20 protein-coding genes and 4 tRNA genes are annotated in these 23,242 nt (G+C 47.2%); 6 read left to right on the top strand and 18 right to left on the bottom strand.

The features are described 5' to 3' along the window. Window positions 1–21: 21 nt before the first annotated feature. Window positions 22–165: a hypothetical protein gene (locus tag QCB44_RS04980; protein ID WP_279408260.1), complete on the bottom strand. Its 144-nt coding sequence runs from the start codon at window positions 163–165 to the stop codon at window positions 22–24. 91 nt (window positions 166–256) lie between these two features. Here QCB44_RS04980 and QCB44_RS04975 point away from each other — a divergent pair, with 91 nt between their 5' ends. Then, a complete protein-coding gene (locus QCB44_RS04975) occupies window positions 257–1,504 on the top strand; it encodes an SPOR domain-containing protein (protein ID WP_279408258.1) in 1,248 nt (415 codons plus the stop codon). Between the two features lie 188 nt (window positions 1,505–1,692). Here the strand turns inward: QCB44_RS04975 and QCB44_RS04970 are convergent, their stop codons facing one another. From QCB44_RS04970 to QCB44_RS04955, 4 genes are all read right to left on the bottom strand, one after another. Continuing rightward, a complete protein-coding gene (locus tag QCB44_RS04970; protein WP_279408257.1) occupies window positions 1,693–3,246 on the bottom strand; it encodes an ATP-binding protein in 1,554 nt (517 codons plus the stop codon). Window positions 3,247–3,318: 72 nt separating this feature from the next. Then, the gene (locus QCB44_RS04965; protein WP_279408255.1) at window positions 3,319–4,032 is read right to left on the bottom strand and encodes a response regulator transcription factor; all 714 of its coding nucleotides are present in this window, start codon (window positions 4,030–4,032) and stop codon (window positions 3,319–3,321) included. A gap of 26 nt (window positions 4,033–4,058) precedes the next feature. Next, window positions 4,059–4,979, bottom strand: coding sequence for a hypothetical protein (locus QCB44_RS04960; protein WP_279408253.1), 921 nt, complete (start codon window positions 4,977–4,979; stop codon window positions 4,059–4,061). A 128-nt stretch (window positions 4,980–5,107) separates the two neighbouring features. Beyond that, a complete protein-coding gene (locus QCB44_RS04955; RefSeq protein ID WP_279408252.1) occupies window positions 5,108–6,601 on the bottom strand; it encodes an RNA polymerase factor sigma-54 in 1,494 nt (497 codons plus the stop codon). Window positions 6,602–6,935: 334 nt separating this feature from the next. On the opposite strand from QCB44_RS04955, the gene QCB44_RS04950 reads away from it, so the two are divergent. Further along, complete coding sequence (locus QCB44_RS04950) at window positions 6,936–7,382, top strand: hypothetical protein (RefSeq protein WP_279408251.1); 447 nt, start codon at window positions 6,936–6,938, stop codon at window positions 7,380–7,382. Between the two features lie 304 nt (window positions 7,383–7,686). Here QCB44_RS04950 and arsC read toward each other — a convergent pair whose 3' ends face one another. The 4 genes from arsC to dusA all read right to left on the bottom strand — a co-directional run bounded on the left by arsC (window position 7,687) and on the right by dusA (window position 11,088). Continuing rightward, window positions 7,687–8,049: an arsenate reductase (glutaredoxin) gene (arsC, locus tag QCB44_RS04945; protein WP_279408249.1), complete on the bottom strand. Its 363-nt coding sequence runs from the start codon at window positions 8,047–8,049 to the stop codon at window positions 7,687–7,689. A gap of 61 nt (window positions 8,050–8,110) precedes the next feature. Further along, window positions 8,111–8,341 (bottom strand): exodeoxyribonuclease VII small subunit, encoded by a 231-nt coding sequence (xseB, locus tag QCB44_RS04940; protein ID WP_279408247.1) that lies wholly within the window; start codon window positions 8,339–8,341, stop codon window positions 8,111–8,113. A 48-nt stretch (window positions 8,342–8,389) separates the two neighbouring features. Next, window positions 8,390–10,030 carry an exodeoxyribonuclease VII large subunit gene (gene xseA, locus QCB44_RS04935; RefSeq protein WP_279408246.1) on the bottom strand — a complete coding sequence of 547 codons (1,641 nt, stop codon included), beginning with the start codon at window positions 10,028–10,030 and terminating at the stop codon, window positions 8,390–8,392. Beyond that, complete coding sequence (dusA, locus tag QCB44_RS04930; protein WP_279408245.1) at window positions 10,027–11,088, bottom strand: tRNA dihydrouridine(20/20a) synthase DusA; 1,062 nt, start codon at window positions 11,086–11,088, stop codon at window positions 10,027–10,029. The genes xseA and dusA overlap by 4 nt, the downstream gene beginning before the upstream one ends. A 169-nt stretch (window positions 11,089–11,257) precedes the next feature. Between dusA and QCB44_RS04925 the strand changes: the two genes are divergently transcribed. Next, window positions 11,258–13,399 (top strand): bifunctional (p)ppGpp synthetase/guanosine-3',5'-bis(diphosphate) 3'-pyrophosphohydrolase, encoded by a 2,142-nt coding sequence (locus tag QCB44_RS04925; RefSeq protein WP_279408244.1) that lies wholly within the window; start codon window positions 11,258–11,260, stop codon window positions 13,397–13,399. A gap of 50 nt (window positions 13,400–13,449) precedes the next feature. Here QCB44_RS04925 and pgl read toward each other — a convergent pair whose 3' ends face one another. The 8 genes from pgl to gltX form a co-directional block, all read right to left on the bottom strand. Next, complete coding sequence (pgl, locus tag QCB44_RS04920; protein ID WP_279408243.1) at window positions 13,450–14,181, bottom strand: 6-phosphogluconolactonase; 732 nt, start codon at window positions 14,179–14,181, stop codon at window positions 13,450–13,452. Then, the gene (gene zwf / locus QCB44_RS04915; RefSeq protein WP_279409187.1) at window positions 14,174–15,676 is read right to left on the bottom strand and encodes a glucose-6-phosphate dehydrogenase; all 1,503 of its coding nucleotides are present in this window, start codon (window positions 15,674–15,676) and stop codon (window positions 14,174–14,176) included. The genes pgl and zwf overlap by 8 nt, the downstream gene beginning before the upstream one ends. Window positions 15,677–15,678: 2 nt before the next feature. Beyond that, window positions 15,679–17,130 carry a decarboxylating NADP(+)-dependent phosphogluconate dehydrogenase gene (gnd, locus tag QCB44_RS04910; RefSeq protein WP_279408242.1) on the bottom strand — a complete coding sequence of 484 codons (1,452 nt, stop codon included), beginning with the start codon at window positions 17,128–17,130 and terminating at the stop codon, window positions 15,679–15,681. A gap of 248 nt (window positions 17,131–17,378) precedes the next feature. Then, window positions 17,379–17,454 (bottom strand) — tRNA-Glu (locus tag QCB44_RS04905). 185 nt (window positions 17,455–17,639) lie between these two features. Continuing rightward, a tRNA-Gly gene (locus tag QCB44_RS04900) sits at window positions 17,640–17,715 on the bottom strand. Window positions 17,716–17,717: 2 nt separating this feature from the next. Continuing rightward, a tRNA-Glu gene (locus tag QCB44_RS04895) sits at window positions 17,718–17,793 on the bottom strand. A gap of 46 nt (window positions 17,794–17,839) precedes the next feature. Then, window positions 17,840–17,915 (bottom strand) — tRNA-Ala (locus QCB44_RS04890). A gap of 265 nt (window positions 17,916–18,180) precedes the next feature. Further along, on the bottom strand, window positions 18,181–19,593 hold the full coding sequence (gene gltX / locus QCB44_RS04885) for a glutamate--tRNA ligase (RefSeq protein WP_279408241.1): 1,413 nt from the start codon (window positions 19,591–19,593) through the stop codon (window positions 18,181–18,183). 305 nt (window positions 19,594–19,898) lie between these two features. Between gltX and QCB44_RS04880 the strand changes: the two genes are divergently transcribed. Together QCB44_RS04880 and QCB44_RS04875 are read left to right on the top strand one after the other, a co-directional pair. Further along, a complete protein-coding gene (locus QCB44_RS04880; protein ID WP_279408240.1) occupies window positions 19,899–21,737 on the top strand; it encodes a PDZ domain-containing protein in 1,839 nt (612 codons plus the stop codon). 29 nt (window positions 21,738–21,766) lie between these two features. Beyond that, complete coding sequence (locus QCB44_RS04875) at window positions 21,767–21,976, top strand: SlyX family protein (RefSeq protein ID WP_279408239.1); 210 nt, start codon at window positions 21,767–21,769, stop codon at window positions 21,974–21,976. 19 nt (window positions 21,977–21,995) lie between these two features. Here QCB44_RS04875 and QCB44_RS04870 read toward each other — a convergent pair whose 3' ends face one another. Next, window positions 21,996–22,484, bottom strand: a complete 489-nt coding sequence (locus QCB44_RS04870) for a ribonuclease HI (protein ID WP_279408237.1) — start codon at window positions 22,482–22,484, stop codon at window positions 21,996–21,998. 114 nt (window positions 22,485–22,598) lie between these two features. Here QCB44_RS04870 and QCB44_RS04865 point away from each other — a divergent pair, with 114 nt between their 5' ends. Beyond that, the gene (locus tag QCB44_RS04865; RefSeq protein ID WP_279408236.1) at window positions 22,599–23,234 is read left to right on the top strand and encodes a hypothetical protein; all 636 of its coding nucleotides are present in this window, start codon (window positions 22,599–22,601) and stop codon (window positions 23,232–23,234) included. Window positions 23,235–23,242 lie beyond the last annotated feature (8 nt).

Below are 23,242 nucleotides of genomic sequence, written 5' to 3'. Positions count from 1 at the left end.
TCAGATTTTGGCGAAACGCATTTACGAATCGTGTCCTTGGTTTTCATCGCGATTATGGAAAACACGATAGAGCCACCACATAAGCAGAGCGACAATAAGGATCGATGCGCCCAACAATCCTAAGGTGAGTAAGAGTGCGGAACTGATACTGTCTAAATCGGGCATTTTTTACGAATCCTTTTCTATCTGATGTATCTTTTTAAGCAAAAGCATTTTACAATATTTTTTAATTTTGCCCCGGATATTGTCTTAATTTATGGCCCAAACAATTTCAGATCTTGAAAAAGAACGCGCCGAACTGCTCAAGGCGATTGAGGCCCAGGCCCAACAAATGTCGGCCAATCGAAACGGTGAAGAAAAAGAACACTCTTTAAAAGATTGGTTAAATGCCGCTGAGGAAGTCATGCCAACCCCACAGAAAACCAAGACAACGTCATCTGCGCCTCAGTCAGGCGATAAAAACAATAAGCCGAATGCCAATAAAACCTCCTTTTTTGGTGTGGTCATTCTGTTGACCCTGCTGTTTACCATTCTGGGCGTCCTCTATATTGCTTACACCACGATCAATAAAGAACTTCAGCAAGTGGCTGAGGTGCGCGAAAGCTCAAAACAAGAAATGCTTAAGTTGCAGCAATCGATGGATGAGCTGCAAAAGAATCTGGCTTCCGGTGGTCAGCCTGAAGCGTTTACTCAGCTTGAGCAGCGTGTTCTTGATCTGGAAGGTCAGTTAAGTGCCATTCAGGAGCAGCAAAAACGCCTGTTAGCGCGATTGGAGCAGTCTCCTATTCAAGCTTCAGGTCAAGTGGCGGCAGAATCTGCTGTTAAGGCGGCTGAAAACATGCCAGCAACAGAGGTCCACTCCGCATCAGTGGCAAGTTCTGCTGATCAAGTGGTCACTGAATCGATTTTAGATGAAAAATTAAAGGCTTATACCTCACAGCTTGAAAAACGTATTGATGAGAAGCTGGAAAAAATTCTCCAGTATTTGACGCATGGCAAGGCGGATGAAGCTTTGAAGTCAGAAGTCTTGCTTAATGGCGATTCCGACGGGGAAACTGTCAAGGGTATGCAACAGCCGGAAGCCGAAGTGGCAACCCCAGCAGAGCCAGAAGTAGTTGAGGTTGAAGCGCCACGTGTTGAGCAGCCACTGGTCAAGTTGGTAGAAGAGGTTAAAAAGCCGATTGAACCGGAAGTCACAGTAGAACCACATGTTGCACTTAGTGCGGATGCTAAATGGCTATTGGATCAGCCGGCGCAACACTATATCTTACAGTTGGCGAGCATGGCGGATCAGCAGGCCTTGATGAATATGGTCAAACGCAAAGGATTGGCAGATACTAAAATTGTCATGCAGAAGCGTGGCGATGATCAGCGCTATGTGCTATTGACCGGTAGCTACGCAAGTCGCAAAGAGGCGGATCAAAAGGCAAAGCAGATTAAAGACGAGTTCGGAATCTCTCCTTGGATTCGCAAAGCTAAGGATTTAACGCCTAAGCTTCCTTAAGCTTTTCTAAGAAAGTGAAACAATTTAAAAATAAGCCGAGTGATAAAACTCGGCTTTTTTATTTCGTGCTTTTGCCATGCTTTTTGACTCACTCTATGAGGCCGTCGCTTGATAAGGCGTTCAAAAAACGGAACAGGCCTGTTCTTTTCTCGTTTAAGTTTAAGAATCTGCTGTATCGATTAAGTATGTCAGGTTATTTTTCCAGAAAGGATTGGCAGTTCGACAGTGATACGCACTCCAGAGATATTGTTGACTGGATCGATGACGACATTGTCCGCTTTGACATTTCCATGATGGTAGTCGGTAATCAGGCGGACAATATACAGACCTAACCCTAAGTGGGCTTGCTCATCCTGGTTAAGGGTTCGTATCGACGTCATGCCGTCAAAAATCTGTTTTTCATGACCGGCAGGCAGAGGTGGGCCGCTGTTCTGCACGCTGATTTTGACATGGTTTCCGAACACTTCACAGAAGACTTCAATTGGTTTTCTACCGTCGCTGAAATCTTTGGCATTGCTTAGCAGTTTATCCATGAGTTGTTCGATCATAAAACCGTCACCCAATACCTGAATAGAGTCGGGAATGCGGTTATCAAATTGTAAATGGTAATCAGGGTGCAGGGTTTGACTGTTCTGCAGATAGTGAGTGAGCATGATGCCGATAGGAAAGGCCTCCGGTTCATGCTGGTTCAGGCTGTCCTCAATGCTATTGGCTTCGGAGAGCGAAGCGATGATTTGCCGCAGCTGTTGTACCGCATGTTGCGCGTATTGAAGCTGGGTATGTTGAGTCTCCTCTTCAAGTAGAGTCAGCGCCATTGCTAAGCGGTTAAGAGGGTTGTGCAACTCATGGCGCAGGGTTTTGGGCAGTTGTTTGAGGTAGCGTTCGTAGGCCGAAAGTTGGCTCAACATTTCGTGAATGTGATGACGTAGATCGGAAAGTTCATCATAGTAATAGCGCTGTTTTCGATCTGGAAAATCGAGCGACTTTAAGCGACCTTGAAGGTTGAATGTGCGTTTAACATCATTATCTAATCTTATGATTCTATTGGATAAAGAGGCGGTATGGACAATGGCGCCAATCGTTACAATCAAGAAAATCATGGCGCCGATCCCGATCAAGCGGTAGAAATAATTCAAGTCTTCACTGAAGAGCGTTTCCATTTTCTCTTCAAGCACCAAGCCGCCAATTATATTGTTTTTGAACACCAGTGGGGTTGCCGACATCAGAGAGATCGGTTGCTGGTTCTCATCCATCCGATATTGCTGGATGGTCGCTCCGCCCAAGGCTCCGCGAATTAAACTCAGTTCTGGTGTCTGGCTCTGCGGGTAGGGGTATGGCAGAGAGTAGGGGAGGAAGGTTGCTAGGGTTTTAATCAAGGTGCGTCCAATGCCAGTGAAAACATCCGAGTTTGGCAGGTGCATTTCTCCAGAGGGCAGGTTGCCAACCACATAGGTAGTGCGTCCAGATTCATTGACAATCCAAAGTACTGAGTTTTTGAGATTAAGGTGTGAAAGGCGGGTCGGGTCGCCAGATTGAATCTGCAATGCCCATAAGTCGGTACGATTTTGCAAAATCAATGCGAGGTTTTCAACGGTCTGTTTTTGAACTATGGCTTGATTGTTGAGCAGCAGGCGGTGTAGGTCAATCGCAAAGCGGTAGGCTAAGAACGGCAGAATGGTGAGAATCAGCAGGAGCAGAAAAAAGCGTGTCCTGATCGAGAGTCTTAAGCCTAAATCGGGCATTGCATGTCCCTTGTTTGAATCAGCAGGGTGGCGGAGCTGGTAGAAGTAGCAAGATAAAATAAAGTTAAGGCTTTAATTTTCTTGTTTGTTTTCCCAGCTATAACCTCGGCCATATTCGTTGTGAATCAAATTAAAGTCTGGCGTGATCTTTTTAAAAGCATTACGAATTCGGCAGATATGGGTGTTGATGGTGTTGCGTTCTACCACGCCTTGGGTTGATGATTGTAAGGTGTCGTAAGTGACAACACCGCCTTCTCCTGCCACAGCAAACTGCTTTAGCATTTCAAATTCGGTAGCGGTCAGATCGAGTTGCTTTCCGTGCCAATAGGCTTTGAACTGATTGGGTTCAATTTCCAAATTCTCAATCGCCGATTTTTCATGGTTTGCGGCATTGTCTTTGGAAGGGGTGGTGATTCGAAGCAGGTTTTTGACCTTCACGATCAGCACATTGAGGCTGATTGGCTTGGGCAGATAGTCGATGGCGCCTAATGCGTGACCGGTATAGATGTCAAATTCAGATTGTCTTTCTGAGAGGAAGATAATCGGGATGGGTTGATTAAAGCTAAGCAGGTGCTTTGCAAGGTCAAACCCACCGTCCATCTCTTGTCCCAAAATGATGTCTGAAATGACTAAATCAGGCAGAGTTTGGTCAAAATAAGTTTCAGCCGATACTCTGTCGGCAAAAGCTTGGACATGAAAACCTTGCTGTTCCAAAGCGGTCACTAAGGTTTCACGTTGAATGGCATCGTCTTCAATAACAGCAATAGTGTAATCGGTATTTTGCATTTGCAACCTGCCTGACGTTGTTTGGGTTAACGTACGTATTGGAAATCCAGAACTTGCATGTTCATGATAAGCCCCGCATCTTGGATAGGCAATACAATCGCGTCTTCATCAGACTCGTTGTGGTGAGAGTGCCACCAGCCAGGAGGGGTGATAAAAACAGAGCCTGGGGTCCACATGGCTTTAATCGGATCCACAATATTGCCGTCTTCATCCAATTCTTTACCTATCAGTGTATAGGTATTTGGTCCTGCGGCTACGCAGTAATCCAGAGCGATTGAGTTGTGGCGGTGTGGCTTTTGATTTACGCCGGCCGGGAGTGCGTTATAGAGAGACCATAGGGTATGAGTTAGCGTCATCGTTAATGGAAAGTTTGGGTTGGCAAGGAGAACGCCGGTACGGTTACGCCCCAAGCCTTCTTTACGAACTTCTGCCAGCTCATTATCTAAGCGTTCTTTGGTGTAAAGAACCGGAGTAAAACGTTCTTCGGTAGGTTGAACACCCAGATAGCTAAGCAATGGCGTGTCAGTTACCCAGTAGATAGCCGTGTCACTTGATGCATGGTGTAAAGCGTCTGGAACGGCAGGCAGGGTAAAGAGGTCACCCGTTTTCCATTCAATGGTTCCGAATTTGGTTTGCGTTTTACCGTTGCCGCGAATCACGTAAAACATTTGCGAGGTGGCTTTGGCTGCGGTCTTTATGGAATCACCATCGCAAATACGGATAAAATTGGCCAACAGGTTGGGAGAGGTTGCAGGGTAGTTGCACTCTAACTGTTTTGACAGATCGAAAGGAATAATGCGTGTGTCACCCTGTTCATGCAGGCTGCTCGCGTAACTAACAACATCGATCTTTGGCATTGGCGGGTTGACCGCCGACATGTATTCTTTGAAGTCGGCTTGTTGTTCCCACTGCTGTTGAGCGGCTTGTTGAATTTGTTCTACATTCATGCGATTCATTCGGCTGAACCCCTTAAAACTAAACAGTTTGGTTGTTAATATTAATCTTGATTGAATGCCCTAGATTATAGAGTGAAAGTAAGAAAAATTCACTCTATTTCCAAGTAAAACACTCGGGATTAGAGCTTGAACTTATTAAGTTTTTTGCGTTCGCTTGAGGATGGAATTCCCAATGCTTCTCGGTACTTGGCAATGGTGCGACGCGCGACACTGATGTCTTTTTCACTTTCTAAAAGCTGCATTAATTTGCTGTCACTTAACGGTTTTTTAGGGTCTTCCTGGTCGATCAGTGACTTAATGTGCGCTTTAATCGCGGTAGCGGATTGATCAGCGCTGCCATATTGGCTGACACCGGATGAGAAGAAATATTTCAATTCAAAGGTGCCACGCGGGGTTTGAATATATTTTTGGTTGGTGGCACGTGAAATGGTCGATTCGTGCAGATTAAGATGTTCAGCAACGTCGCGTAACACCAGCGGTTGCATCGCTTGTTCGCCTTCTTCAAAAAACGCCTGCTGTCGTTCAACAATGAAACTGCCCACTTTAAGCAGGGTCTCACCACGGCTGTGGATACTTTTAATTAACCCTTTGGCCTCGAGCAACTGCTCTTTAATCTTTTTAGATTGCTCGCTGTCATCCAAATTATTGGTCAAATCAATGTAGGTGCTGTTAACCTTTAGGCGCGGAAAGGCATCGCTGTTCAGTTCAACCAACCAGCCTTCTTTGGTGCGTTTAAGGCGCAGATCTGGAATGATGATTTCTGAGCTTTCAGGAGAGAAATCACGCCCGGGACGCGGATTTAACGACTGGATGAGTTTAAGCAGTTGTGTGAGCTCATCATCGTTAAGGCCGTACATTTTCTTAATACGTTTGTGGTCATGGAATGACAGCCAGTCGAAATGCTCTCTAATGAGCTGTCTGGCGGTCACAACATAGGGGGTTTGTGCCATATTTGCCAGTTGTAAAAGCAGAGACTCCTGTACATCACGCGCACCAACGCCGGTCGGTTCAAATTGTTGAATAACCTGCAGAACCTTTTCCAGCATTTCAAGCGTAAATTCAGTGCCTGAGTATTGTGCTTGAATCGCCTCAAGTAACTCAGGAAGCGGAGTGCTCAGGTAGCCTTCATCATTAATGTCGTCGATGATAAAGTCTGCGATGACGTCTTCTGGTTCATTCCAAGGGTAGATGTCAGATTGCCAATAAAGGTGGTCGTGAAGAGAGGTTTCTTCCGAGGTGTAGTTTTCCGCGCTGACAAATTCTTCGCTTGAAGTGGTGGGTTTTGCTGAGCTGAAATCACTGTAAACTTCATCCCAGTTGCAATCGATCTCCAAATCTTCAGAAAGGTTGTTGTCATTATTGATATCTAACGGTTGTTCATCGCTACTGGTGTCTGTGGACTCCGTTTCAGGCTTGTCTTCTGTGCCCAGTAAATCATCTTCAGAAAGTGTGTCTTCATCCACCTCCAGCATATAGTTGGTTTCCAGCGTCGCTTCAATCGTCTGCTGAACTTCAAGCGCAGAGTATTGAAGGATTTTAATGGATTGCTGCAGCTGTGGTGTTAGCTTGAGCTGTTGGCCAACATTGATTTGTAAACCCGGCATCAGTGCCATGCAGAGAAACTCCTAATTACACACATCCTTAAGGTACGTCTGAGTTAGAGAAAGAGGGCGAGACTATTAATTTAAAATGACTAAGTTTATAACTTATAGCATCATAATGATCGCCATCTGGTAAATTTAAAGTATAAAGATATAATAATCGAAAATGGCTTAAAAGGTAATGTTATCGGGCGTTTCAATGGCTTTATTGTGATATTTAATATCAGAAAAAGTCGATGCAAAACCTGTTTAATGAATATTATAGTGCTATCTGGCATAGATTGTGCCGGTAGTAACGCACATAAACTTTTGCCTGAACCTTAGTTAAATCGCTTGGAGGAGCACAATGTCTATTAAAGAAGAAGCGCATCAACTGGTTGATCAATTGCCCGACGATGCAGTGTGGGATGATCTGGTTAAGTCCTTGTATAAAAATAAAAAAATTACTACTGGGATGACAGATATTGAAGTGGTTCAGGATGAATTAAGTGATGCGGACGTGAATACGATCTTTGCCCGTTTGCAGTCATCAAGTTCTACGCCTGATGATATGCGTAATACCAAAACCTATAATCCAAATAATAGTGTGACTGCAAGCTGGGTGTTAGTTGCCTTGGCACCATTGTTATTTATATCCATTCTACTGGCGCCGGTGGCTTATGTTTTGGCGATTGGTGGGATCGCTTTAGGGTTGAAGGCGATGAGCCAGCATGTTGAAAAAGCATGGTATCCAGTGGTAGTTGGTGTGATTGAGCTGATTTTGTTCGTTGCATTGCCAGTCAGTGGCGCTTAAGTTAAGCAGAGATTGCGTTAATCAAAACCGGGAGCGTCGATCCCGGTTTTTTTATGCCTAAAATATCCCCTGGTTTGAAATGCTAGTCTGAATATATGTTCGCATAATATATATTATGTTAAATTGTATTGAGTGTGGTTTATGTGGTGTGCACAGCACCTCTACTGCTTTTGTCGGTTTTGGTGTTCGAGCGATTTCGAGAGTTTATGATTGTTGCTTGCAGGCCTGTTCAGATTTGAAAATTGAAGGATTGGGCTGGCCTGCTGATATAGAGAGAATCCGGTGTGTTTGTCGACGATATGGGTTAATTAATTTTAAGCAATTTTAAAATGTTTTCGGGTGGTCTGCCCATAACAGCTCGGTCAGCCATGCGCACGATCGGGCGTTCAATCAGTTTCGGGTTTTGAACCAGAATCTCCAGCCATTCATCGTCAGTGCGATCATCACTTTTGCTTAAGCCGAGTTCTTTAAATAGGCTTTCTCCGCTACGAGTGATGTCAAGCGGTTTGACTTGCATCATGTCGCACAGTTCCTTAAGTTCTTTCTTGTTTGGCGGCGACTCCAGATAGCGCACTTCATTGACTTCAATTCCGTGTTCCTGAAGCAGTTTTAGGCTGTTGCGGCTTTTTGAGCAGCGAGGATTGTGGTAGATAGTTGCAGTGGTCATCTTTGCGCTTCTTGTTGTTTTCGTATGTGTTTGCTTATATCAATATTTATATATAGGGTCGTTAGTCTTTGGTGTCTGAATTCTCGCTACTGGATTCCAGACGTTTGCTCAGTGCGCTTTCAACCGCTTCGATCCGCGATTTGCACAGTTGATAGGCGCGTGTTGCTTCATCGACCATGGGGACGAGTTCGTCAATATCGACCTCTTCAGTATTGGAGAGTTTTTGTGCAATTTCCTGGAGCTTGGCGTAATTAGCTTTGAAGCTTTCGGCTGATGGACTTGTTTCGCTCATATAATCCTCTTTAGGTTTCATGGTTAACTGTTTGAATTTTAATTGTATCTAACTTTTCAGATCGTTTTTATTGGGCTGCACTTCAGCGTCTTTAGGTACTACTGCGTGTATGTTGCCGTCAATAAATTGCAGCTCGAGATGTTGCGATTTTTTGGCTTCGTGGGCGGTCTTGATCGGGGTGCCCTCAGGGTTTTTAACAATTGCGAAACCACGGTTAAGTTGTGTTTTAGGGCCTGAGCTGAGCACAAAGGCGATCCATTGAATGATCTGGTTGTGATTGTGTTTTAGCGCCCTCTTTGCTTCCTGATGGACTCTTTCTTGCTGTTGTTCAATCACGTTTTTAAACTGGTTAAGCTGATTGCTGATTTGATTTTCTAGGGTTTGTTGCAGCTGTTGCAGTTTCTGTTCGGTGGTCTGCAGTTTGCGTTGTCCCTGCTGTTGTAACTGGTATTTCAGCGAAGTGAGTTTGTCTTTCCACAGGTAAAGGCTGGAGCGGCTGTTTTGTTGAATGGTGTGGTCCAGTTGGTCCAGTTGATGCAGATAGCGTTTGACCAAAAGCTGACTGGCCTGTTCAATCTGTTTCCAGTGTTGTTTGCCAGACTGCGCTTGTTGGAAAATATGATGACGAATATCGGCGATGACTTTACTGGGGGTGTCGTAGCGACAGCTCGCCACTTCATCCAAAATAGTGTGATCTCGCTCATGACCGATACCTGTCATCACTGGTAGTTTAGCTTCACAAACCCGGCGTGCGACGGCATACAGATTGAGCATGTTTAAATCCAGTTTGGCGCCGCCTCCGCGGATAATCACCAGTGCGTCAAACGGATTGGTAGCATGCAATGCAGCAATGGCGTCAAACGCCGCAAGGAATTCGGCTTCAACCTGTTCGCCCTGAAAGGCGCTGTAGAAGTATTTGAACTCACACACGCCAGCTTTTTGCAGTGCGTCTGCATCCGCCCGAAAATCACCTAGGCCCGCTGCTGCGGGAGGCGCAATGACCGCAATCCGAAAAAAATCATCCGGCAGGCTAAATTGTTTGTTGAGATTGTAAAGTTGCTCTGCAATTAGCTGCTTGCGAATCGCGTTCAGATTGGCTTCCAGCTCTCCAAGAGTAAAGCTGGGATCAATATCTTGAATGACCAGCGAGAAGCCGTATTGTTCGTGAAAGTTGACTTCGGCCAAAAGCAGAACTTTTTGTCCTACAGCCAGTTGCGAACCGGTTTCTTGTTGGAAACGTTCCAGTAAACGTTGTACCTGGCTTTGCCAGATCATGGCACGACAGCTCGCTAGGGTTTGTCCCTGCTCATTGGTTTCACTCAGCTCCAAATAGATATGGCCGCGATTCTGGTTGAGATTGGCAATTTCGGCAATGACCCAAATGGCTCCGGGAAATTGTGAACGCAGAGCATTCTGGATGCGTCGGAGCACAATCGAAAGTCGCGTCCCCTTCTCTTCTTCATTATCCGGATTCAAGTTCAGATTCAATGAGCTTGGATTGGCAGGGAGGGGTTGCGGTGCAGTGCCTGTCTGGCTTTGTGGCAGCCAGCGTGCAAATTGATCAAGTTGCTCATGCAGCTCGGACGGCACATACCATTTTCGACTGATATTATCCCAGCGAGCACCAAGTGCTTTCGCTTGGTCTTTCTCTTTAAAGGGAACGTCTAAAAAAGTCATGGTGGCTGTCATTCTTCCTGTGCCTGTCGTTCCTGCATGCGTTGAAGTTCATCCTCAACCAGTTTTAAGGCTTGCTCTACTACATCGATACCCGCAGTGGCTTTAAAGGCGTTTTGCGACAGATGTCTGCGCCACATGCGCCCGCCGGGCAGTCCGTGAAATAATCCTAACATATGACGGGTGACCTGAATCAACTTACCACCAGAGGATAAATGATTCTCAATGTACGGCAGCATTTTGGCAACGATCTCTTCTCGACTCGGCACTGTTGTGGGGCGGTTGTAGTAGAGCGCATCCACTTCGCTGAGCAGATAAGGCCTTTCATAGATGGCGCGGCCAAGCATGACCCCATCGACGGCCGGAAGGCCTTCATAGGTTTGACGGTGGCGCAAACCTTCTTGCGGTGAGGTGATACCGCCATTGACGGCAATCGGAAGATCCGGAAATTCAGCTTTAATACGATGCACCCAGTCATAATGTAATGGTGGGATTTCACGGTTTTCTTTGGGTGAAAGTCCTTGCAGCCACGCTTTGCGGGCATGAATGATTAAACCGTCGACACCGGCTTCAACCAGCCCTGCGGAAAACTGATAGAGGGAATCAAACGATTCCTGGTCATCAATGCCGATACGGCATTTCACTGTGACGGGCAGTTTGGTGGCCGCTTTCATTTCATTGACGTTTTCAGCCACCAGTTCCGGATGCCCCATTAAACAGGCACCGATCATGTTATTTTGTACCCGATCGCTGGGGCAGCCAACATTCAAATTGATCTCCGTATACCCCCACTCTTCGCCAAGTTGCGCGCATTGAGCCAGCTCTTTCGGTGCACTGCCGCCCAGTTGGAGTACCACAGGGGCTTCATCCGGATGGTGGCCAAGAAAGCGCGGCAAGTTGTTACCGTAAATCAATGCTCCGGTAGTAACCATTTCGGAGTACAACCAGGCCTGTTGGGAAAGTTGACGGTGAAAATATCGGCAGTGCCTGTCCGTCCAGTCGAGCATAGGAGCGACACTGAATTGTGAGGCACTTGATAGGGGGTGCTTGCTAGCTTGTATTGTTTCTGACATTGTTTTTTATTATAAAGGTGGCATTTTTGCGTTATTTTACCTTGTATTACTGTTTTGTTGAGGTCATGTTTGCTTCGGTGATGGAGTAAAAGCGCGTAAAACTATGGATTATCCTGACCAAGACTATAAAATAGTCGCTTGAGGTAAGAAAAATAGCTGACTAAGACCGATGACCACCCCCGTAGAATTGTTTAAACAACTGTTTCGTTCCGAAGAATTGGACGGCCCTGAGCTGGAAAAATGCCAGCTGGCCTGTACTATTGCCCTTGAAGCGCTGAATCTACCAGAAAAGAGTTTGATACGCAGTGTGGATGTGGCCGAGATCCTTGCCGCGATTAAGGTGGATCATGAAACCTTGGTGGCCACCCTGTTAAGTGATGCCAATATTGAAGAGTTTTACGATCGTGCGTTTATCGAGGAGCGATTTGGCGCGCCTATGGCAGAACTGGTTGACGGCATTCGGCGTTTAAACAAATTTAAAGATTTTGACCTCAGCCATCGTTCCGATGTGCAAAACGAACGTTTACGCCAGATGCTGTTGGCGATGACTTCCGACATTCGCATCATGATTGTCAAGTTGGCTTATCGAGTGGCTCGTTTACGTCATCTCAAATTTGAAGAGCCTTCCGTTCGTCAGCAGATTGCTGAAGAAACGCAACTTATTTTCTCACCTCTTGCTAACCGCTTAGGGATTGCTCAATTGAAGTGGGAGCTGGAAGACCTCTCGTTCCGATATCTTCATCCGGATGATTATAAAGATATTGCCAGTCAGTTAGCGTCCAAGCGCGGCCAGCGCGAGGCGTATATTGAGTCGGTCATTGAAATTTTAAAAACGCTACTGGCTTCGCAGAATATCGAAGGCAAAATCACCGGTCGCCCTAAGCACATCTACAGCATATGGCGTAAAATGAAGCGTAAAAACCTGCCAATTGATGAGCTGTATGACCTGCGTGCCGTGCGTATTTATGTGGATACGGTAAAAGACTGTTATGAGGTGCTGGGATTGATTCACAGCCACTGGAGTTACATTAAAGACGAATTTGACGACTATATTACGACTCCAAAAGACAACGGTTATCAGTCGATTCATACCGTGATTATTGGTCCGGAAGGTAAAACGGTTGAAATTCAGATTCGAACCTATGAAATGCATCATCATGCCGAATATGGTGTGGCCGCACACTGGCGATATAAAGAAGGTGGTAAAGGCATTGACCAAAACCTGGAAAAAAGCATCGCCAATGTACGCCAGCTTTTGGAAAACGGCGATGATCCGGAGATCTTCAAAGAGATCAGTACGGAGCTGTTGAGCCAGCATATTTACGTGCTGACACCACAAAATGAGATCGTGACCTTGCGCCAGGGCGCGACGCCATTGGATTTTGCTTATAACATTCATACTGAGCTTGGTCACGGCTGCCGCGGCGCTAAGATCAATGGACGGATTCAACCTTTGTCAACACTACTTAAAACCGGAGACAAGGTTGAGGTGTTGGCGGTCAAAAACGGTGCCCCAAGCCGCAATTGGTTGAATCCTAACTTAGGTTATATCAACAGCAGTAGCACACGTACTAAAATTAAGAGTTGGTTTAATAAGCAGAATCGGGCACAAAATATTCAGGCGGGTGAAGCCCTTTTCAATCGCGAAATAAGGCGTTTGCATGCCGCTCAGGTCAAGGTGGCGGATATTGTCGAACGCTTCAAGTTGGAATCGGATACCGAACTGTTTGAGGCCTTGGGTAAAGGGCAGGTCAACGAACGCCAGCTGGCTAATGCCATTCAGGAGAAATTGCGACCTCAGCAGAAGTCTTTTGGATTTAAAAGTGCTGTCAAACAGGAAACGGTTCCAGAGGACCAAACGGTTTATGTGGTGGGTGCGCCGAAACTGCGTACTCAGTTGGCGCCCTGCTGTCATCCGCAAAAAGGCGATGACATCGTCGGTTATGTGACACGTGGACGCGGGATTACCGTACATCGAAGCGATTGTCCCAATATTCTCAATTTAACCCACGAAGAGTTGCAGCGTATTATTGAGGTCTCATGGAACTATGCAGAAGCGGATAAAGCCAGCTTTACCGCTGAATTGTCGGTTACGGCCTTTGACCGCAAAGGCTTGTTGCGTGATGTGATGGGGGTTTTGACGGATTTGGATGTTAACCTGATCGACTCCCAGACACATACCGACAGCGAAGATCGTACCGTCTCCATGAAATTGACCCTTGAGGTGGATGCGGATACCCATTTGGGCCAGGTTTTGGATAACATTGAGCGTATTCAGAATATTGAATCCGCTTCGATCACTAAAATCTGACCCCGCTACGCTAGGTTTAACCAGGCCTGTTTAGAATGTAAATGCCATTTTTAGAGGTCATTTTCACTGGGCCAGCTTTCACGGCTGATCCAGACTTGAGTGTTTTCCCCGTGAATCTGTGCGATCGGTAAATCGGTTCCGTTTAGCCAAGCTTTCACGGCCTCCTTTTTGCCACTTCCGGTGACGATTTTAATGACTTGACGGCTGTGCCCTAAACACTTTGCTGAAAGGGTAATTCTTTCCGCTGGAGGTTTAGGAGAGCTAAACTCTGTCTGCACCAGACGGTCTGCTTCATGGGCATGAGAGTGGCCGGGAAACAGGCTGGCGGTATGCCCATCTTCTCCCATGCCAAGGAGTGTTATGTCAAACCATGTGTCTTTGACGCAGTTTTCATAATCTTGAGCAGCTTGTATGGCGCCTAACTCCCCTTTCATAAGATGCCGGTTCTGTAGCGGAATGGCGCTGTGGTTTAACCAGGCCTCCTCTAAAGCGGTTCGGTTCAATTCAGGGTCATCTGCGGGTAAACAGCGTTCGTCTCCCATATAAACATGCCAGGCTTCCCATGCCATATCCGTGCATGCGGCGTTTGCTTCGATTTCTGCCAGCTTTTTGTATATATGCAGGGGAGTCGTTCCTCCAGCGGTGACGAAATGAAATGCGTGGCGGGATTGAATGGCCAGTTTGGCCGTGTCGACAATGGTTTGCACAGCATAGCTGGCTAATTCTGAAGGGTTATCAAAACAGAGCCAACCGTTCTTCAGTATTTTCGGTGCGCTATTCAAGATGACTGCCCTCCGCAGGCGCGACGCTGTGACGCCACTCTTGTCCGGGCTGGTCAAACAGTTTATTGGAATCGTGCGGTCCCCAGCTGCCGGATGGGTAGGTATCGATATAGCTGGTATTAGCCGCCCAAGCTTGAATCACCGGATCCACCACGCTCCAGGCAGCCTTGACCTCGTCATAGCGCAAAAACAGGGAACGGTCGCCTTTAATCACGTCCAAAAGCAATTCTTCATAGGCGTCATTGTAGTCCCCGTCAGAATCGCACAGGCTCGCATCCAGGCTGATTTGGCGGGTTTTAATCTCCAATCCGGGTTGTTTGGCAGTCATTTCCACCTTAATGGCTTCTTCTGGCTGAATGCTGAAGACAATCCAGTTCGGCTCCATTTTTTTGACTTGAGAGTCTTTAAAGAACTGCTGCGGGGGGTGTTTGAAGCAGATGGAGATCAAGGTCTGGCTTTTAGCCAGGTTTTTTCCGGTCTGCAAGTAGAAAGGTACCCCTTCCCAGCGCCAGTTGTCGATATACAGTTTTAAGGCCGCATAGGTCTCGGTGACGCTGTTTTCGGCAACCCCCTCTTCTTGCAGATAGGATTTAACCGGCTGGCCGTTGACGCTGCCTTCACTGTACTGGGCACGGTAGGCTTGGGCATTAATGCTGTTTTTATGAATCGGGCGGATTGATTTGAGCAGCTTAACCTTTTCATCCCGCAACGCTTCGGCTTCCATTGAGGCAGGTGGTTCCATGGCAATCAACGCCAAAAGCTGTAATAGGTGGCTTTGAATCATGTCGCGCATGGCACCGCTGTTGTCGTAATACCCTGCGCGGCTGCCAACTGGACGGTCTTCGGAATGGGAGATTTGAATATGGTCGATGTAGTTTCGATTCCACAAGGGTTCCATGAGGAGGTTTGCAAAACGGAAAACCATCAGGTTCTGCACCATGCCCTTGCCCAGGTAATGATCAATGCGGTAGGTCTGTTCTTCTTTTAGATAGTGATTCAATTGATATTGCAATGCCTTGGCGGATTCGCTGTCATAGCCAAAGGGTTTTTCCAAAACCACGCGTTTCCAGCCGAGACTTTCATCCAGTAAATCGCTGTCGCCGAGATGCTTGACGACGGGGCCGAAATCCGAAGGGCTCATGGAGAGGTAGAATGCCATGTTACTCGGCCACCCCTTTTCGGAAATCATTTCCCTTAGTTGAGGATAGGCTTTTTTGTCGTTAATATCCATTCTGAAATAACACAGGCGTTGGGCGAAGTGGCTGAAGGTCTCTTCGCATAATCCTCCGCGCGCCGCTTTTTGCATCGCTTCGTGAATGACGCCTTTCCAATGCTCGTCATCCCAGTCGCGACGTCCGATGGCGACGATTTTGACGGCCTCGTCAAGGCGGCCTTCTGTTTCGAGATGATAAAACGCCGGCATAAGCTTGGTCAGTGACAAATTGCCGGTGGCTCCAAAGATAACATAGGTACAAGGAGTGTGGCTGTTGGACATCATTACACCTCGTAACTGGTTGAGCTGATGTTACCTCCGGATTGGATCCAGTCGGTATGGAAGCGTTCGCCCCGTGGGGCATCCACGCGTTCATAAGTGTGGGCGCCAAAGTAATCACGCTGCGCTTGCAACATATTGGCGGAGACCGTTTCACTGCGATAACCGTCAAAGAAGGCCAGTGCCGAACTCAGCGCAGGGGTTGGAATTTTCTGTTCAATCCCGAAGATGATGGCTTTGCGCCAGTTTGCTTCGGTCGCTTTAATGGCTTGTTCAAAAAAGTTATCCATGAGCAGATTGTTCAGGTCCGGTTGCTCATCAAAGGCGCGTTTGATTTCGCCCAGGAAGGTGCTGCGAATAATGCATCCTCCTCGCCACATCAGGGCGATTCCGCCATAGTTGAGATCCCATGAAAAGTGCTTGGCCGCTTCCTGCATCAGCATGTAGCCTTGGGTATAGGAGATGATTTTGGACGCGTACAGTGCGTCGTGGATGGCGGTCAAAACCGTTTCTCTGTCTGCGCTCATGGCGGTTCCAACATCCCTTGGAAAGCGCTTGGAGGCGGTTAGCCTTTCGTCTTTGAGTGCAGACAGGCAACGTGCATAAACAGATTCAGTAATCAGGGTTAAAGGCACTCCCATTTCCAGAGAGCTGATGCCGGTCCATTTCCCTGTCCCCTTCTGTCCTGCGGCATCCAATATCTTATCAATCAGAGGCGCGCCGTCTGCATCCTTGAAGGTCAGAATATCGGCGGTGATTTCGATCAGATAGGAATCCAGTACGCCTTTATTCCATTCGGCAAAGACTTGATGGCATTCATCGGCGCTCATGCCGAGTCCTTCGCGCATCAACTGATAGGATTCGGCTATCAGCTGCATGTCGCCGTATTCAATGCCATTGTGCACCATTTTAACGTAGTGTCCTGCACCTGCGTCGCCAACCCAGTCGCAACAGGGTTCCTCACCTGCTTTCGCGGAAATTGCCTGGAAGATCGGTTTGACCGCCGGCCAGGCCTGTGGATTTCCACCCGGCATAATGGACGGGCCGTGGCGGGCGCCCTCTTCGCCTCCGGAGACGCCTGTGCCAATAAACAGCAGCCCCTTTTCTTTCAGTTCATGGGTGCGACGCGTAGAGTCGGTGTAAAGTGAATTGCCGCCATCAATGATGATATCGCCCTCATCCAGCAGTGGAATCAACTGCTCAATAAAATGGTCAACCACTTCTCCGGCCTTGACCATCAGCATCACTTTTCGCGGGGATTTTAGACTGCTAACCAGCTCTTCAAGTGATTCGGTGCCAATAATGCTCTTGCTCGCCGCTTCACCGTTTAAAAAGGCTCTGGTTTTGTCGGGTGAGCGGTTGTAAACCGCGACCGTAAATCCATGGTCAGCCATATTAAGGACCAGATTTTGACCCATGACTGCCAGGCCGATGAGACCGATATCCGCTTGTGACATGATTCCCCCCTGAAATTGAGAATGAATGACTAAAGTTAGGCTATGAGACTGCATTGTATCTAATGATTATGACCGGAAAGTGTCAGGATATAAGTAAGATGACGAATGAGATGTTGTTTTAAACATCAGCCGGCCAGCTACTTCGTTGTAGGCAGGAATGTATAAAATTAAACTGTTTTCAGTTTACCAAGCAGAAATAAGAAAGGCTAGAAATAAAAAAAGCCTGCAGAGTCGCAGGCTTTTGTAGATGGCGTCCCGTAGGGGAGTCGAACCCCTGTTACAGCCGTGAAAGGGCCGTGTCCTAGGCCTCTAGACGAACGGGACAAATTTTAGACGCTTTCGTTTGCTTTGACTTAATCTCTGCGTTGTCGTTCGGTCGTGTATGGTTTATACACTCCCTTGCTCCGCCTTGACCTTAAGTAAAATCAAATCGAAATCCGTTTTATAAGTTAGCTGTCTTCTAACTTTAATTGGATGACTCGATTGTTTCTAATCATCCAACAGGAATTTGGAGCGGGAAACGAGGCTCGAACTCGCGACCTCAACCTTGGCAAGGTTGCGCTCTACCAACTGAGCTATTCCCGCGGTGGCGTCCCGTAGGGGAGTCGAACCCCTGTTACAGCCGTGAAAGGGCCGTGTCCTAGGCCTCTAGACGAACGGGACGCATTTGTTATGCGTTGCCTTTTTCAAGGACTTTTTTATCAACTTTTGGTGGAGCTAAGCGGGATCGAACCGCTGACCTCAACACTGCCAGTGTTGCGCTCTCCCAGCTGAGCTATAGCCCCCCTGAGCTGATGGATGCGTATTATATAGATATGGTTGGCGCGGTCAAGCCTTTAGATGAAAAAATATGATACTTTTTTGACATTTTGTGTGTTTGCTCGCTAAGCATTTGATTTTTGGCAAGCCAGGTTAAAAATCAAACGGCACGCCAATCATTTTTGACCGATTACAAATTTAAAAATGGCTTAAGTCTGAACATAAAAAAGAGGACGCAAGGTCCTCTTTTATGAATTGATATAGCGTTCAGGTAAAAAACTTAATCGAGCCTTACGGATTTTCCTTACGGGTTTCAATAAAGTCCAATGCCATCTGAATGCGTTTCAGACAACGCGGTTTGCCGATTAACTCCGCAGTGGCGTCAATGGCCGGTGAATGCCCACCTCCAGTGATGGCCACGCGTAGCGGCATGCCTACCTTACCCATACCGACTTCAAGTTCTTCAGCGGTGGCATTGATTTCATGGTGGATCGCCTGGGCATTCCACTCATCCAGCGCTTCAAGCTTGGTTAATAAGAGTTTCAGGGGGTCTTCTGCCACTGGACGCAGATGCTTTTTGGCGGCCCCGGCTTCAAACTCTTCAAAGTCTTGATAGAAATAGCCTGCTGCATCCGCCATCTCGATAAAGGTTTTGGCACGTTCACGCAGCAGGTTGGCGACTAGAGCTAAATCTGGACCCTGAGAAAGATCGCAGCCTCGTTCGGTCATAAACGGCGCAAGGTGGCGTGACAGGTGTTCTGCTGGTGCAGACTTGATGTGTTGTTCGTTAATCCAGGTCAGCTTAGGCGCGTTAAACGTCGATGGCGCGCTGTTGACGGCATCCAAGTCGAAGAATTCAATCATTTGGTCAATACTGAAGATTTCCTGATCTTTATAAGACCACCCTAGGCGCACCAGGTAGTTCAGCAGCGCTTCCGGAAGATAGCCTTCTTCTTTATATTGCAGCACGCTGACCGCTCCGTGACGCTTGGAAAGGCGGCTGCCATCTTCTCCCAATACCATTGGAATGTGGGCAAATTTAGGCACTTCAGCGCCAATAGCTTTATACAGGTTGATTTGACGCGGGGTGTTGTTGAGGTGGTCATCACCACGGATAACGTGGGTAATGCCCATATCCCAGTCGTCTACCACAACCGTTAGGTTATAGGTCGGGGTGCCATCTGAACGCGCAATGATCAGATCATCCAGTTCACGGTTGGCGATGACAACACGGCCTTTGACCATATCTTCAATCACAACTTCACCATCGGTGGGATTTTTAAAGCGAATAACCGGTTTGACCCCTTCCGGCGGCTCGCCGTCAAAATCACGATAGCGTCCGTCGTAACGCGGTTTTTCGCCGGCGGCTTTTTGCGCCTCGCGCATGGCATCCAGTTCTTCCGGTGTGGCATAGCAGTAATAAGCCAGGCCTTTTTCAAACAGAAGGTCGATGACTTCTTTGTAGCGTTCGAAGCGATGGGTCTGATAAAACGGTCCGTCATCGTAATCGAGCCCCAGCCAGCTCATGCCTTCCAGAATGGCATTGACTGATTCTTCGGTGGAACGTTCCAGGTCAGTGTCTTCAATTCTGAGAATGAATTCACCACCGAGTTTTTTAGCGTATAGCCAGGAAAACAAGGCGGTTCTAACGCCACCAATGTGGAGGTAGCCTGTTGGGCTGGGCGCAAATCGAGTACGAATCACAAAAGTTTCCTTATTCGTTTAGGTTCTGTGCAAGTTGCTGATTAATGTGAGCAATATGGTGATGAACTCGAAGCCATTATTCAGCCATTATATGCAGCTATTATGTTGGGATTTCGAGACACCATCCATTAAAGAGGGATATTATAAACGTTCGAGCCTTAAATCACACGGGTTGCTGACAAAAGCTCGGCGGTGTTCGTGAACTCGGCTTACAGCTGTGATTTAATACCCGATTAAATGAATCTGATAAAAGAAAATGTTGTTACATCTAATTCAAATCATAGTGGTTATTTATGAGTTCAATGATGCATAGTTCCCCTTCCATTCGTTATACCTTAACACCTGCTGATCCTAAAGGGCATCTCTATGAAGTTCGTTTACGGATCCCTCAGCCTAAGCAGCCAGTACAAAGCTTGTCACTGCCAAATTGGATTCCCGGAAGTTACTTGATTCGGGATTTCGCCAAACATGTCATTAGTGTCGAAGTGTTTAATCTGAACGGTGAGCAGCTTGAAGAGCGGGTCCCTGTCAATGCGGTTGATAAATCGACGTGGGAATTTGAAAGTAATGGCCAGCCCGTAGAGGTGTGCTATCAGGTTTACGCCTGGGATCTGTCCGTGCGCGGGGCGCACTTTGATGAAACCCATGGCTTTTTTAACGGCACATCGGTCTTTCTGGCGGTGGATGGTCTGCGCGACCTGCCCTGTTTTGTGTCGATTGAGGCGAATGCGTTCTGCCGTAAGCAGGCCTGGAAAGTGGCGACGGGTCTGCCTAAAGTGGATACGGATGAATTCGGGTTCGGTCTCTATTGCGCGGAAGACTATGACGCTTTAATCGATTATCCGGTCGAAATGGGAACCTATCAAGAGATTCATTTTGATGCGTGTGGCGTGCCCCATACCATGGTGTTAAGCGGTCAGTTTGAGTGTGATGTTGAACGCCTTAAGCAGGATTTAATCAAAATCTGTGAAACCGAGATCAAGCTGTTTGGCGAGCCGGCACCGATGGACAATTACCTGTTTCAAGTGATGGTGACGGGGAGTGATTATGGTGGGTTGGAACACCGAAACTCAACTGCGCTGATCTGTTCACGTGATGATTTGCCCTATCATGGCATGACGGAAGCGACGGATGAGTATATTCAGTTTTTGGAGTTGTGTAGCCACGAATATTTCCATTTATGGAATGTAAAACGCATTCAGCCTAAGGTATTTCAACAGAGTGACCTTCGGGAACCGGCTTACAGCAACCAGTTGTGGTGGTTTGAGGGGGTGACTTCTTATTATGACGCGTTGATCTTGCTCAGAGCAGGATTGATTGATCAGAAAAAATATTTGCAGTTGCTCGCCCAGCAGATGACGCGTGTCTATCGCATGCCGGGACGTTTCAAACAGTCGGTTGCGGAATCAAGCTGGTTGGCGTGGACCAAGTTTTACCAGCAGGACGAAAACGCGCCGAACGCGATTATCAGTTATTACACCAAGGGAAGCCTGATCGCCTTGGCCTTGGATTTAACCATTCGTCAGCAAACGGGCCATCAGCACTCTTTGGATGATGTGCTACTGCACCTGTGGCATCATTACGGCCAGACTGGACAGGGCCTTGAGGAATACGAAATTGAACGTCTTTGTTCTCAGGTCACCGGTGTTGAATTAGATCACTTTTTTGAACGCTATTTGTACGGCACCGAAGACCTGCCGTTTGCTGAATTGTTTGACGGGGAAAATATTGAATTTGAATTGCGCCCCGCAGTCGGTTTAAAGGATCTGGGTGGAGAAAACGCAACGCCGCCATTGGCAAGCCACTTGGGAGCAAATTTGGCTGACAGTGAACATCAAACTGTCAAGCTAACGCATGTTTGGCATGGTCAGCCAGCGTATCAAGCAGGCTTGGCGGCTGGCGATGAAATAGTGGCAATCAACGGTCTGAAAACAGGGAGTGCGTCAGCCATTGAAAAGCAATTAAAGCGGATGAATCCAGCTGCCGAGGAGACGGTTGTTTGGCGCTGTCACTATTTCCGGCGTGATGAGTTGCGCGAAACCGTTATTCAATTGAATCCTGCGGTAAAAGATCGGGTTCAGCTTGTTCAAAGTGGACAGGCCTGTTCAGAATGGTTAACGCTGAACTCTCCTGTGAAGGCCTGAATTAAATCGTAAAAGACAGAATTATATTTATGAATATCGAAGAAAAATTGCACGCCATTGAAGTTACGCAGGCCTTTCAGGACGATGCCCTGGAAGCATTGCAAAAAACTGTTGTGGAACAGCATCAAGAAATTCAGGAGTTGCGTCATCAGTTAAAAGTATTGTCGGAATACCTGAAAACACTGCGTGAAGAATTTGTACGTGATCCAAGTCATGAGGTCCCCCCGCCCCATTATTGATGTTAGCCCCATGGGTTAATCAGGCTTGTCGAATGGCCGATCTTGCCAAAGCATCGGCTTGTAGATTGCCTTCATGACGGCTGTGGCCTTTGATCCATTTCACTTGCACATTCAATGTCTGGGTCAGTTCTTGTAGACGTTCCCAGAGGCGACGAGAGGCCACAGGTCTTCCGGATTTATGCATCCAGTTTTGCTGGCGGTAGCGTTCGATTTTCCCCTCCAATCCTTCAAGAAGAATTTTGGAGTCGGTATATAAGGTGATGTTAAACGGTTCACCTTTTATAGCTGGCTGTTGTCCCTTCCACTTTTCAATAATTTGTTCTAATCCCTGGACGGCCGCCATTAATTCCATTTCCAGGCTGGAGGTATGGCGTTGACGGCCACTGTACTGATGGATGGTTTTGCAGTTTTGTACGTATTCAGTGATGATGACACCCCAGCCGCCCATGTCGTCTTTTGCGACATAGCCACCGTCAGTGTAAATATGTAAGTAAGATGAGTCCGTCATAGTATCCGAGCAGATAAAGTCTTGCTGATTTTATCAAAGGAAGCGTCTGTTTTAATGGGATATTTTTACGTAAAATCGGTTTGTTTCCCCGTTTTCCGGTGCTAGAATGGCATTATGAAAAAGCTGATAAAACTTGTCATACTCGCCGTCGCGGCCTATTTAGTCTGGGATTATTTTCATCCGCCGGAAGCGGTTCGTTTTGAGCCGGGCGTGGAAGTGTTTTCGCCACCGCAGATTTATGTGACGCCTTATGCCGAACCGTTTGAATTCAAGCAACATCAATTGACACCTGTTGCGGAGATGGAGATTACCGGTAAAGTGTTGGCGCAGGAGCCCTATTATTTTGATCGTGGCGCCAAAATTTCGCCAGTGGATATCGTATTGGGTTGGAAAGCCCTTTCAGATCAAGAGGTGGTGGATCAGTTTGAGTTTCGTCAAAGTTTGCGTTGGTATGCCTGGGGGCCTAGCGCCGGTCACCGGCTGCCTATGAGACGGATTGAAATACTCGGTCAGAGTGAAAACTTGCATTTGGTGCCTTCGACAGAAGCGCTTGCTGAGCGATTAAAAGCGATACGCAATGGCGAGATTATTTATTTGCACGGAAAGCTGGTAAATGTCAAAGGAGAGGATGGCTGGGTCTGGAAAACATCAATGTCTCTGATGGACAGTGGAGATAATTCATCCGAAGTTTTCTGGATAGAGGAATTTGATGTCATCAAAACCGCTCCGCTGTTAGCGGAGCCGGCTTAACCTGATGT

Origin of the sequence: Thiomicrorhabdus sp. zzn3 (assembly GCF_029767755.1) — a bacterium.
Lineage (GTDB): Bacteria > Pseudomonadota > Gammaproteobacteria > Thiomicrospirales > Thiomicrospiraceae > Thiomicrorhabdus.
The sequence above is the reverse complement of the archived record's forward strand: the minus strand, read 5'-3'. Positions and strand labels throughout refer to the sequence as shown.